General features: G+C 49.5%; 11 protein-coding genes. 5 read left to right on the top strand and 6 right to left on the bottom strand.

All coding sequences use genetic code 11. The annotated features are described in order from the left end of the window. Positions 1-16 precede the first annotated feature (16 nt). From purF to LLG46_08570, 4 genes are all read left to right on the top strand, one after another. Entirely contained in the window at positions 17-1,495 is a 1,479-nt protein-coding gene (purF, locus tag LLG46_08585; protein MCE5323356.1) for an amidophosphoribosyltransferase, read from the top strand. Between the two features lie 274 nt (positions 1,496-1,769). Next, positions 1,770-2,807 carry a phosphoribosylformylglycinamidine cyclo-ligase gene (purM, locus tag LLG46_08580; GenBank protein MCE5323355.1) on the top strand — a complete coding sequence of 346 codons (1,038 nt, stop codon included), beginning with the start codon at positions 1,770-1,772 and terminating at the stop codon, positions 2,805-2,807. Beyond that, a complete protein-coding gene (purN, locus tag LLG46_08575; GenBank protein ID MCE5323354.1) occupies positions 2,804-3,439 on the top strand; it encodes a phosphoribosylglycinamide formyltransferase in 636 nt (211 codons plus the stop codon). The genes purM and purN overlap by 4 nt, the downstream gene beginning before the upstream one ends. A gap of 121 nt (positions 3,440-3,560) precedes the next feature. Further along, complete coding sequence (locus LLG46_08570) at positions 3,561-4,442, top strand: diacylglycerol kinase family lipid kinase (protein ID MCE5323353.1); 882 nt, start codon at positions 3,561-3,563, stop codon at positions 4,440-4,442. Positions 4,443-4,886: 444 nt separating this feature from the next. On the opposite strand, the gene LLG46_08565 is transcribed toward LLG46_08570, so the two are convergent. The 3 genes from LLG46_08565 to hydE all read right to left on the bottom strand — a co-directional run bounded on the left by LLG46_08565 (position 4,887) and on the right by hydE (position 9,388). Then, positions 4,887-6,392, bottom strand: a complete 1,506-nt coding sequence (locus LLG46_08565; GenBank protein ID MCE5323352.1) for a hypothetical protein — start codon at positions 6,390-6,392, stop codon at positions 4,887-4,889. After that, positions 6,392-7,789, bottom strand: a complete 1,398-nt coding sequence (locus tag LLG46_08560; protein ID MCE5323351.1) for a toll/interleukin-1 receptor domain-containing protein — start codon at positions 7,787-7,789, stop codon at positions 6,392-6,394. Before LLG46_08560 ends, LLG46_08565 begins: the two co-directional genes overlap by 1 nt. 537 nt (positions 7,790-8,326) lie before the next feature. Then, entirely contained in the window at positions 8,327-9,388 is a 1,062-nt protein-coding gene (gene hydE, locus LLG46_08555; GenBank protein MCE5323350.1) for a [FeFe] hydrogenase H-cluster radical SAM maturase HydE, read from the bottom strand. A gap of 149 nt (positions 9,389-9,537) precedes the next feature. Between hydE and crcB the strand changes: the two genes are divergently transcribed. After that, positions 9,538-9,942 (top strand): fluoride efflux transporter CrcB, encoded by a 405-nt coding sequence (gene crcB / locus LLG46_08550; GenBank protein ID MCE5323349.1) that lies wholly within the window; start codon positions 9,538-9,540, stop codon positions 9,940-9,942. A 313-nt stretch (positions 9,943-10,255) separates the two neighbouring features. Here crcB and LLG46_08545 read toward each other — a convergent pair whose 3' ends face one another. The 3 genes from LLG46_08545 to LLG46_08535 form a co-directional block, all read right to left on the bottom strand. Continuing rightward, positions 10,256-11,071, bottom strand: coding sequence for an ankyrin repeat domain-containing protein (locus LLG46_08545; protein ID MCE5323348.1), 816 nt, complete (start codon positions 11,069-11,071; stop codon positions 10,256-10,258). Between the two features lie 7 nt (positions 11,072-11,078). Continuing rightward, positions 11,079-12,383 (bottom strand): DUF3887 domain-containing protein, encoded by a 1,305-nt coding sequence (locus LLG46_08540; GenBank protein ID MCE5323347.1) that lies wholly within the window; start codon positions 12,381-12,383, stop codon positions 11,079-11,081. A gap of 148 nt (positions 12,384-12,531) precedes the next feature. Further along, positions 12,532-12,837 carry a DUF167 domain-containing protein gene (locus tag LLG46_08535; GenBank protein ID MCE5323346.1) on the bottom strand — a complete coding sequence of 102 codons (306 nt, stop codon included), beginning with the start codon at positions 12,835-12,837 and terminating at the stop codon, positions 12,532-12,534. Between the last annotated feature and the right edge of the window lie 141 nt (positions 12,838-12,978).

The raw sequence follows: 12,978 nt of genomic DNA, 5'->3' as shown, positions 1-12,978 counted from the left end.
TCCCGCTTTCGCGGGAATGACAGCGGTAGAAAATGTAAATAACAGCTCGATCAAAGGAATTACGATGATCTACATAGACAGGCCCGAAATTGCGGAAGAATGCGGAGTATTCGGAATTTGCAGCGGCGGTGAGGATGTGGCGAGGCTCGCATTCTTTGGCATCTTCTCACTGCAGCATCGTGGACAGGAAAGCGCAGGGATAGCTGCATCGGACGGCAAGTGTATCCGCCTTCACCGCGATATGGGTCTTGTCACCCAGGTCTTCCATGAGGACACGCTGGCGTCGCTCAAAGGGCACATCGCAATCGCGCATACTCGATATTCAACTACAGGGTCGAGCATTTTGCGCAACGTTCAGCCGATGCTCTGCGAATGTGACTTTGGCAATATAGCTCTGGCGCATAATGGCGATCTTGTAAACGCGGGACCATTGCGCGATGAGCTTGAAGCATCCGGCATAGAACTCGAAACCACAAACGACAGCGAAGTTATTCTCAAACTCATCGCAACATCCGGCGCAAGCACCATAGAAGACGCAATCAAGTATGCTATGAGCAAAATACGTGGCGCATATTCGGTGGTCGTGCTCACACAGGATAAGCTGATCGCATTCAGAGACCCGTTCGGAATACGCCCCTTGAGTATAGGGCGATTGAACGGCTCGCACTATGCAGTCGCATCGGAAACATGTGCATTCAACACCATAGGCGCAAACTTCGTTCGTGAGGTCGAGCCGGGTGAGATGGTCGTCATAGACGAAAATGGCCTCACCGAATATCAGGCTATCCCTCTTGAAGGGCGCGCACTTTGCATTTTTGAATATGTTTACTTCGCCAGGCCGGACAGCCGCATGTATAACCGGACAATGCACGAAGCCCGCAGGAGGATGGGTCATGAGCTTGCAAAAGAGCACCCATGCCCCGGCGCGCACATAGTCTTTCCCATCCCGGACACGGGAATCCCCGCAGCAATCGGTCTTGCCGAAGCATCCAGAATCCCCTACGCAGAAGGCGTTATCAAAAACCGTTACATCCACAGAACATTTATCCAGCCGGACCAGCGCATGCGCGAGATGGGCGTCAGGATGAAACTTTCACCTCTCAAAGAAACTCTTGCAGGCCGGCGTGTAGTAATGGTTGAAGATACTATTGTCCGCGGAACCACCAGCGCTCCTACGATCAAGATGATCCGTGATGCTGGAGCTGTCGAGGTGCATGTGCGCATAGCATGCCCGCCGATCAAATATCCATGTTTCTATGGGATCGACACGGCGAACCAGGACGAACTCATCGCATCGAAGCTCTCTATTGAGCAGATCAGGCAGCACATCGGTGCGGATAGTCTTGGTTACCTGAGTCTGCCTGGGCTTGTGCGGGCTATCGGCGTCAAGAAAGACAAGCTCTGCTGCGCGTGCCTGGACGGCAAATATCCTGTCGATGTCTCTAAAGAAGCGAAGATGAGCAAGTTCGTGTTTGAGAAAACACCAGCCCTATGATTTAGTATTTTATATTTTGTATTGAGTATTTTGATGTGCGTGAAGGCTACGTTCGGTCGCGATATCTGATCGCGACCGAAAAGAAAACTGCAATTTCAAATCGCATGGTTCTGTTTCGTGCTTACGTTCGGGCGCGATATCCGATCGCGACCGAAAAGGAAACTGCAATTTCAAATTGCATAATTCTGTTTCGGGCTGGATCAGATATCCAGCCCGAACAGGGATCAAAGAAACCCAAACTAATCACTAACAACTAATAACTAAGGACTTTATAATGGCCGACGAAAGCGCAACCTACAAAGCTGCAGGTGTGGATATAGAAGCGGGCGAAGAAGCCGTCTTTCGGATGAAAGAATACGTGCAATCGACCTACAACGAAAACGTGCTGACCAATATAGGCACGTTCGGCGGCATGTTCCGTCTGGATACAGGCTCTATGGCCGAACCGGTGCTGGTATCGAGTATCGACGGCGTGGGAACCAAAGTCAAGATCGCCGCAATGATGGATAAATACGACACGGTGGGTCAGGACATTGTAAACCACTGCATCAATGATATACTCGTCCAGGGCGCAAAACCCATCCTTTTTCTGGACTACTTCGCCACCAGCAAGCTGGACCCGAAGATAGTCGAGCAAGTGGTTAAAGGCATGTCTGAGGCATGCCGCGAGGCCGGATGTGTGCTCATCGGTGGAGAGACTGCCGAGATGCCCGGCGTATATGTGCCGGGTGAGTTCGATATTGCCGGGTGCATCATCGGAATGGTGGACCGGGCAAATGTGATCGATGGATCGAAGGTCCGACCCGGTGACGTCCTGGTCGGGCTTGCATCGTCGGGTCCGCACACGAACGGCTACTCTCTGATACGCAAGATCCTCTTTGAGGATAATGACTATAAGGTCGACCAGTATACCCCGGAGATCGGCGCGATACTCGGCGACGTGCTGCTCGCCCCGCATAAGTGCTACCTCAAACCCGTCTCGGCCATAATTGCAGACCACCCGGTGCATGCGATGGTCCATATCACGGGCGGCGGGTTCTATGGCAACATACCGAGAGTGCTCCCGAGCGACTGCCAGGTGACAGTTGAGCGACGAGCTTGGGTCGTCCCTCCAATCTTCCAACTCATCCAGGACAAAGGCGGAATCGAACCTATTGAGATGCACCGTACGTTCAACATGGGCGTCGGGATGGTGCTGATCGTGCCCAAAGAGCATGGGGTCGCAATTGTCCAGCAGATGGAAGAGATGGGCGAAATGGCATGGATGATCGGTGAGGTCTACAGGGGCGGTCGAGAGGTCAACGTGATATGATCCGCATCGCAGTGATGGTCTCGGGCGCTGGGCGCGGGAGCAATATGCAGGCGATTATCGATGCATGCGCCACCGGTCAGATTGACGGCGAGGTCGCGCTGGTAATAGGCGTTAAGGATGATGCACCCGCCATGGAGCGCGCTCGCAGCCAGTCAATCAAAATAGTCTCCATCTCGCCTAAGAGCTTTGAGAATACACAGGACTATGACGACGCAGTCCTCAAAGCTCTACAGGAAAATAAGATCGACCTCATCTGCCTTGCCGGGTATATGCGTATCCTGGGTCAGAATATAATCGATGCCTATCGAGACGCAATCATGAACGTCCATCCGGCTCTGATCCCATCGTTTTGCGGCAAAGGAATGTATGGTCACCACGTCCATGAGGCTGTGATCACACGTGGGGTAAAGTTCACCGGAGTAACGGTGCATTTTGTGGACGAAGACTATGACTCCGGTCCGATCATCGCGCAGACAATCGTCCCGGTCGAGCAGGACGATACACCGGACACGATTGCTGCCCGTGTGCTCGAAAAGGAGCATGAGACCTATGCGCATGCGGTCGCTCTGTTTGCGCAGGGCAGACTGCGGGTAGTTAATCGGAAGGTTATTGTTTCGCCCGAAAAGGGATAGATGATATGCGCCCTTTTGAGCCCCCAGTGGGGGTTGCCCACTTGTTTCGATTAGGAAAACGTCTGGATGCGAACAGCTTATTTGTCATCCGCACATAGACGTTTTCTTGGGAGGTGTAGGCATGCGCTCACTGCTCATTATCAATCCCACTTCAGGCCAGGGGAAAGCGGCCAGAGAGAAGAAAAAGCTGCTCGATTATGCCGCAGCCGCCGCTCATATGCGCACTGTCATCACCTCGGGACCGGAAGACGCAGCCGAAACAGCCCGGAAAGCCGCTCATGATGGCTATGATCTCATTATCGCAGCAGGTGGAGACGGCACGATCAACCAGGTCATAAACGGCATCGGTGACTCCGGGATTCCACTCGGCATTGTTCCTCTCGGCACGGGTAATGTTCTGGCTCATGATCTCGGAATCCCCGTCTATAACACTCAAAAAGCACTCGATGTTATACGCAAAGGTAAGACCCGGCATGTGGATATCGCCAGGGCAGAGGACAGGCGGTTCATACTCATGGCAGGGCTTGGATTCGATGCGGCCGTAATCGACTCCGTATCGCCCAAAGTAAAAGACGTTCTCGGAACTGTCGCATATGCCCCTGCAATCATAGAGCAACTTGTCAAGTTCTCACCGGCGCACTTCCGGCTCACCTTCAACGACAAATCGGTATATGAGACCGACGCATACGCTGTAATAGCCGCCAACTGCGGCACGTATGCCCACAATTTCAAGATAGCCCGGCAGGCAATCTTTGACGACGGAATGCTGGATATTCTGGTGTTTGAAGCCGGAGCACGAACCGCAATCAACCTGGTCGGCCAGGCGCTCGACACTATATTCCAGGGCTCCATCGCCCACCCCAGCACATCCTATTTCAGGGCGGCCAAAGTGCACGTGGAATCCGAGCCGAGTGTGCGTATGCAGCTTGACGGTGACCTGCACGGCGAGAGCGATGTGGATATAGAGGTCGTGCCTAAGGCTTTGAGCTTGATTGTGCCTTAAGGATGGTTGGCAGTCGGCAGTTGACGGTTGGCAGGTATGGCGCAAACTTTAGCCCGGCTCCCTTTCCTGGGGGAGCGGGTTGGAGTGAGGGCGCTCCTGATTTAGTATTTGAGATTTTGTATTGATTATTTTAAGCGTTTCGATTCCAGTCATTCCGAGGAGGAACGACGAGGAATCTGCTGTGAACCATTCTTCTAGATACTGGTTACGTCTAGAGCGGATGCCAGTCTTGTTCCCTCTCCTGGGGGAGAGGGTTAGGGTGAGGGCACTACATATTGCGTCTGGCGGTTTCAGCAGCGGCATCCGATGTATATGTCAGAACTAGCAGCTATTCACTGCTGTCCGAAGCAACGAATGGATAGTTGGCGGTTCAGATGATTATGTAATTTTCGGGTTGGGTTCGTTTCGGGAACTCATTCCCGAAACGCCAAAATAGATCTGCTACTACATATAGAATTTGAAAGGCAGTGGAGCCTTCGCGGTGATTGGCCCTGCAGTAAGAATTTCTCCCACTGCATCTGCAAACTTAAGCGTTATTGGCAAGCTATCACTAATACGACAAGCATTATAATTCAATTTCGTTAAGGCCATAATATCTCTGGCAACTGTCTCTATACCGGCTTCACCACGGCATATGTTAATGAATAAAGGATTTGGAGTTTCACGGCCTGGATATGTTCCGATCTTTGGTATCAGTCCATTCGTCCATAGATATGCTGTTGTAGTGTTTTGAATAAAGATTGAGCCTCTGAGTATAGGAAGAGTACTATCAGTAAAGAGCTTTAAATTGCTACTTGGTTGTATCCGCACTCCTACTAGAACAGTAGAATCACCGGCTGCTTCACTAAATCCTCTCCACTCCTCGTCGTCGAAATTAACGCGACCGTGCAAGAATATTTCCTTCGGAGGTTTTCCCATTTTGTCTTGATATGCAGTCTTTGCCATAGAAACTAATTCCCTTGCCGCATCTCTATGTAAATGAAATTGACCAGTATTAGGATTGTGCCAAGGGCCAACTGCACCCTTGAATACGAATCCGTCTCCAGAATCCAGGAACATTTGAGCTGCACAACATGCCGACCCTGTTTTGCCGCTTCGTTCTTCTTGTTTGAATACAATACCTAAATAGCAGACTCCATCGCGTATTTCACTCAATTTCCACGGACGTCCCCCAGCCTTATAGAACATAGCGGTTGATAAATACCATGCGATCTCAGACGAGAAATCAACAGGCTTACGCCATGTAGTCCTAGTATCTGGATCATAAGGTTGAAGAGTGCTCTCTTTTACAATCTGAATGGGACGAAGATTAGAAAGCAGTCGAGCTTTAAGCTGATTACGAAAGTCCGGCTGATAGTGGTAGGGCTTTGCAGCAATATTGTCCTGTTCGAATAATGAAGGGGTTGACCTAAAAGATCGTGCCGTGGACAATTTCATTTTAGAATCAACCTTTACTCGATTATCCAATACGACTACTGACTTTGGCCGACAGTAGCGGTAAAGTTCATTTGGAACTATAACGAACCAAATATCAACTTCAGTATCCTCACCAGATACAGCTCCCAAAATTAAGGATGAGTAAACATCAACAGTCTTATAAACGCGTTGGTAAATGTCATCCAGATAAATAGTAGTAAGCTTTTCATCTGGTATTACCAACTCAAGAGCGGGTTTTCCCTCAAGGCGAGTTTGAAATATTGCTTCGAAACCTGGGAAAGGTGGGCGAGCAAGGTGTGGCGATGATATTGAGATACTGCTTCGGATACTTACAAGCCACCCGCGGAATAAAGCAATACCGTTCTGTGTGCCAACAACGCCAATTCTGATGCCATATGTCTGAGCATGGTCAAGGGGTCCGAAGAGACTTAATCCATCATGTGGATCTTCCAAAGATTGATTGCATCCAAATTGCAGAAGTGGTTCTGGAATATATGTAAGATGATAATCCATCACACATCCTCCTCATCCCATTCATTAGGATATGGCTCGTCACTGTATTCGATAGGAGTAGATTCTGGCGGTTCGTATCGCACTTGACTATAAAAATCGACAGGACGGTTATCCACCTGTGCCGTGACGAATTCTCCCAAAGCCAAATCTATTGAGCCATTTTCGTTTGTTAGCCAAGAGATTACAGCTAAAAGCCTGTCTCGCCAATCATCGTTCCACCAATCCCAGCATTGCTGCCTTCGTGCTCGATGTTGCTTGTCTTTATTGTCCCAAGCTTTTGCACCATCATCAGAAAAGACTACATGTGGTTTTATTCGAAAGGTGGGCAATGGCACCAACTGAGGCCTAGCTTCTATACCGAAGTGCCAAAATCTGGTTGTTTTGCTTCCATCAATATCTGTACGATTTTTTACGCCTACAACGGCTCGACGTTTTGTCTTACCATCAGTGCCAACAAATGTGATCTTGTTTTTATCCAATTGTTTATCTCGGAAGAAGTAGCATTTTGCACCTTTAGCCAATTGATACCTTATCAATTGACGCTTACGCATTTCACGTTCCCAGCCAACTCTGAGAAGATAGATAATTGTGTTGCTGGCATGACGAGCGTCCATTATGTCTATTCCTTTCGAAAGGAACTCTTTTAGTGACATTGTTTTAGAATGATCTATTTTGATACGTGGACCAGAGGGACAGCACAAACCGTCAGCGGATGCGAAAGAGATGAGCATATTACGGTAGACCGAAACCGGATAGGGCAGATTATATAATGGAAAATCACGGTTAAGTGGTCCATTGGTAAGCTTATGGAAGTAGATGTCACTTGTTAAGTTTTCAATAGGAAACCAATTAGACAGATGATGTTGTGGTTGCGTAATGATAAACCGGTTGGCTGGAGAATGATTTCTCCACCAGGACGCGACCGTACTAGGACCGCATGACGAGTCATGGGGAACTCCGTCCTTTTCCAACTTCTCAATCAGTTTGGCCAGCCCTGTTGCCCAGCCATTCTCGAAAGGAATGGCGTTTAGACGTTTGATTTCCACATAGGTTTCACTGTGAGGCAAGTCGTCGATATGAAGCGGGATGATAAAGTCGTCTAGTCTATGGATTGATGCAGTGCTGGTGGCAACGGCTATCTCATTAAGGGTACCATTCTTATAGTTCGAGTTACGTGATAGAACGAAAATGAACTTCACACAGTGCAGTTGAATGATTTGCTGAATATCTGTCCAGAAAGTCTCGCCTCCAATCAACTGCGTTAGGTCGCACCACACCTTATATCCGTGAAGTGCTAGTTGAGTTGAAATCCAGAGCGCAAACTCATTGTCTTCAGGATTTGCATGACTTATAAATACCACATCACGGATTGCTATTGATTCGCTATCGCTACTCATACTAGGTGCCTGCTCCATGCCTAAGCTTCTCAGCAAGATAACCACACAGATATTTCAGTTTCATTAGCAAATAATGAAAAAAGAAAAAGTCGGTGAGAAACTTGTTCCCGAAACGAACTAACCTAAAATCAACAACCTCACCAGTATTCTATCCACGGTCAGTGCACTTGTCAATATTCAGAGATTCGTTTCGTACATTCATGTCATATCACAGCCTACCAAAAGGCAAATTCCGACCTATTCACTATTAGTGAACGCCTTTTAGCTGAAATATACCGGCCATGTCATTACATTTTGCCTTGGTTGTTGTCTTATAATTATGGGAGGATATTCTGGCTGATGATTAACTCTTTCGTGCTTTCACCATTTCGTGTTTTCGTGAGAGGATAGAAATGTTGATATAAAAAAAGCAGCTAACCCGTATTATGCGGGAAACGCATAATACGGGCTCCGAGAGCATTATTCACACTTCTTGTGAATAATGCGTAAAAACGAACTCCCCACGCTCAAAATCTTAGATTTCACGCTCAGTTCGTTTTAGCAAAACTCTGATTTTATCGCGTTCTTGCGCGAGTGGCCGTAGTCAGTGGAGACCGTGCGCCCTATTGCCTGAATCCTCAACCGCATGCAGGAGTGGCACTGCTCCGGGTCCTCCGATATGCAGCGCTTGTTGGGGTATATCTCATAATTCTCGCGGTATTTGAGAGGGGTATAGTTGGGCATCACGACATCCGCACCCGCCTCCAGGGCCATCTCGCGCCCCATCTCCTCTATCGAGCCGATAGCCGTCGTGGCAGGCAGCAGTGCATTCCGAGTCACTATCCGGGCAAGCGCGACCATCTTCAGAGTCATCTCGACTGTCCCGCCAAGTATGTCTGCATATGGTGTCTCAGGATGCGGTATAAAAGGCCCGATGCCGATCATATCCGGTTGGAAATCCTTGAAAAACTCAATATCATCCGCCAGATGCTCGACACTCTGACCCGGAGCGCCGACCATGCACCCCACCCCCGTCTGGTATCCTAGCTCGCGCAGCCACTTGATGCAGCGCATGCGGTTGTCATAATCGCTGTCCGGGTGGAGCTGCCGATACAGCTCGCAGTTGGCTGCCTCATGCCTGAGCAGGTATCTGTCGGCACCGGCTTCCTTCCAGAGCTTGTAATCCTCATAAGTCCTCTCGCCTACACACAGTGTGACTGCCATATCCATTGAAGACTTGATCCGGCGTACGATATCGGCAATGATCTCGCCGGTGTAGTATGGGTCCTCACCCGACTGCATCACTATGGTCCGCAGACCCTTCTCGCTCAGTCTTGCGGCAAGGTCGACTATCTCGTCCGGTGGCATTCTATAGCGGGTGACATTGTCATTTGGCGAACGTAGGCCGCAGTAATTGCACTGGCGCGTGCATATATTTGAAAACTCTACAAGTGCCCTGATCTGGACGTCATCACCGCAGCATGATTTGCGGACCTGGTCCGCGGCTTTCAAAAGGCGGTCGGTATGCTGTTTGTTGTCCAGGTTTAGCAGATAAACTATATCATCTCTGGACAAATCTCCAGACCCTATGCATTTGTCTATGATTGCATCCAAACCCATATCAGCACCTGTAAAGCCGTTATTTTGCATGATTATATTGTACGTGTTTTGTGCGGCTAAGTCGAGAAGAAATGCTCGCCGGCTTTATGGTATAATATATCGGCGATGGGGTCCGCCGTAACTGCCCGGACGGGATGATGACTCCTACAATGACCGACATTGCGGGAGGCATGTATCCAATGGCCAAGGTCTTGTGGCTGTCGCTCGCTGGCGCATGCGGCACTCTCAGCCGTTATGCCCTGTGCGAACTGGCAGGAAAACTCAAAGGCGGTCCGATCCCACTCGGGACATTTGCCGTCAATATCGCGGGCAGTTTCTTCTTCGGGCTGTTATATGCATCGGCGCAGTCCAGGCTCAATCTCAGCCACGAAACACGCACCATACTGCTCGTTGGGTTTATGGGCGCATTCACCACATTCTCCACATTCGCGTTCGATACGGCAAAGCTGCTTCACTCTCAACAGTGGCTTCATGCCTTGGGCAACGTGGCCGGACAGGTGCTGTTGGGACTGGTGGCGCTGATCGGCGGGGTGCTGGTCGGAAGAGCAATATAGGGCATATCAGGATAGCAAATAATCAATATAAAATAAGATATACTGAATCAGATGCCCTCTCCCCCAGGAGAGGGAACAGACTTATCTCAACTTACAATCAACTTATGGCCAGATGCCGGGGCAAGAATGCCCCTCGCAAGATACGTCCGGGGCAGGAATACCCCGGACGATCAGATATCTAAGAATGGTTCAAAGCAGATTCTTGGCTAATCCGAATTGCAGCTACATCTTTACAAATAAAATTCTGCAATTCGGATTACAAGCTCAGAATGACTGGTATTGAAATAATCAATACTAAATACCAATTACTAAATCAGTGGGGTTTAACCGTATAGAAGCCTGAAATCTGCTTTGATGAGTCGAACGCTATCTGCGCGTCGAGAGTGATATTCTCAAACTGGCAGGTCACAAAGACAGCATCAAAGCCCTGAATCTTGTCGGTCCTGGTCTTAATGCGGCCTTTATAGGCGCCGACCTGGGACTGTGTGACTTGCCATACCTCGGAAAGCATGGATGGTGACAGTGCAGACTTCATTTTGCTGTCCAAATAGTTGGTTGCGGCAGAGTATTCACCTTTGGAAATGTGATCGATAAACTCCTCAGCAAGAGTTTTGATGTCCTTATCATTCGCGGCAGTAATAGGAGGAGGCGGGGGCTGAGGGATATTCAGATTGGCAGCGGGAGTCTTGCCGATGCGCTCCCTTATAATATTCTCGATCTCGACTTTGCCGCCCGCTTTGGCTATCGAAAGAGGAGTGCGGCCTTTTTTATCCACAGCACAGGCGTCCGCCTTGGCATCCAGCAGTGCGACAACCACATCTTTATAACCCAATGCGGCAGCGACATGCAAGGCAGTGACGCCGTCTTTCTTTTGCGCGTTGACATCGGCCTTATCAGCAATAAGCAGCTTCACTATTGCAAGTTGACCCTTGGCGGCTGCATGGTGCAGTGGTGTCGCGCCGTCATCGTCCTTCAAATTGACTATGTTTGGATCGGCTTTAACCAGCTTTTCAACCGTGGCCACATCACCGGTCGCCGCTGCAGTGTGTATCTGGGCTGCAAATGTGCTTGTCGCTGCAAGCAGAATGAAAGTCACCACAAGTATAATTGCAAATCGCTTTAGCATCATATGTCTCCTATCTTTTGACCCATGCCGCAATATCATCTATTACTTCTTCAGAGACGTGCCCAGGTACTTCATATTCCTGCGGAGTACTTTTGCCGCTGCCTTTCATAAACAAGTGATTTAGATCGGGATAGAGCTTGAAAGTCGTATTTTTCTTACTCGATAAAGCTGATTTCCAGCGCGAGAAGTCCACAGTAGTGACCTGATAGTCCCTGCCTCCCTGTAGGATAAACATGGGCGCTGCAAGCATTTTTGCTGAGTGCGGAGGGTCGTATCCCCTCAGATCGATCCAATAACTTGGCGGCACACCGAATATCATTCCACTCGACGCACCGGCACTCTTCACCTGTGCGGCCTGCCTCTTGACTTCGTCGAGCTTGGCATTCTTTTTGGACTCGAGAGTGTTTTTGTCGAGAGAGAGCAGGTAGGTCATCTGCTCGACGATTACATCCTCCAACGGTCTGGTGCAGCCAGCCAGTGAGATGAGCCCGGCTATCTTTGGGTCCCTTGCGCCGATCCTTGGAATGAGCATGCCGCCCAGACTGTGACCCAGGACGTATATTCTCCCAGCATCGATCCCATTTGTCTTTCTGAGAAGAGATACGGCTGCCAGGGCATCGTCGATCACCTCCTCCTTTACAGTCAAGTCCTTTATTTTGGCCATATCGGCCGGGTGTGCTTTCGTTCTCTTGTCATAGCGCAGGGCGGCTATGCCACTTGAGGCCAGACCCTGCGCAATGTCCTTGAACGGCTTGTTTGAACCTATCGTCTCATCACGGTCGTTGGGACCGGACCCATGCACCAATACAACCGCGGGAAATGGACCTTTGCCGCCGGGCATGGCAAGTATACCCGGCAGCTTCCATTCAGCTGATCTGACAATTACATCCTGCTCCCTAAATCTTCCGGGTTTGACATAGGCCGGAGTCTTGAACGCATCGTCATTAGGAGTCGGCACAATCCACAGCCCGCTTATCCTGCCCTCGCTGTCGAATACGACTTTAAGATCAGTTTTGTACCTCTCGAACTGGCAGGTTACGTATACTACGTCATAGGCTCCCAGTTTGTCTTTGCGCATCCGCACTTGATTCTTGAACGGACCATATTGTGCGACCAGCGAATCCCATATCTCCTTGAGCCTGTCGGGAGAAGCAGCGGCCTTCATTTGTGGATCGAAATTGCCGGTGGCGGCTGTGAAATCGCCTTTTGCAAGCTGCGAGACGAACTCTTTTGCCGAAACTGATTGCTTATCCTGGGCACAGCCGCTGATGGCACAAGTCAGGAAGATCAACATCGCAATCGCTAGATTTTTCATTAAGCAGACCTCCTTTATGGGTTGAGTAATATGTTCGCACTGCATGCTTGTGATCCTGCCAGAATTTCTCACTTTTTGACTGACAATATTACGCTATTTAGCTAAATATCTAAATTATCTTACCCCGCAAAATTAGGTCTGTCAACACCTATTTCAATCGACTATGAATATCCGCTTCGGACAGACCCGTTATTCTTATCACCTTCTCACGGCTCTTTTCACCCGATATAAGCTCGATCTGGCTCTTTCTGATCTTCAATGCGTCGGCCATAAACTTCACGATTGCTGCGTTGGCTGCGCCCTCGACTGGCGGCGCAGTGATTTTTATGCACAAAATGTCATCACGCCAGCCGGTGATCTCATTCTTGGAGCCGCGCGGGATTACATGGAGCTTGAGAGTTGTATCGGGCATGGTGAGTATCTCCTTGAATGTGTCCGGCATATAGTTTACCATGGTTGAGCCTACTGCGTGACATGCGAAACAGTTTACGAAAGCAAATAAGGCTCGGCAGGAGCCTCGCCCTCCCGGCATGGTCGTCGTCAACGCGGGAATGACATAGGCTGACTCACTTCTCTAATAAGGAATGCACCCTAG

The sequence above is a fragment of the bacterium genome, from assembly GCA_021371935.1.
Taxonomy (GTDB): domain Bacteria; phylum Armatimonadota; class UBA5829; order UBA5829; family UBA5829; genus UBA5829.
Note: the sequence above shows the minus strand (reverse complement) of the source record. Positions and strands in the feature narration are given on the sequence as shown.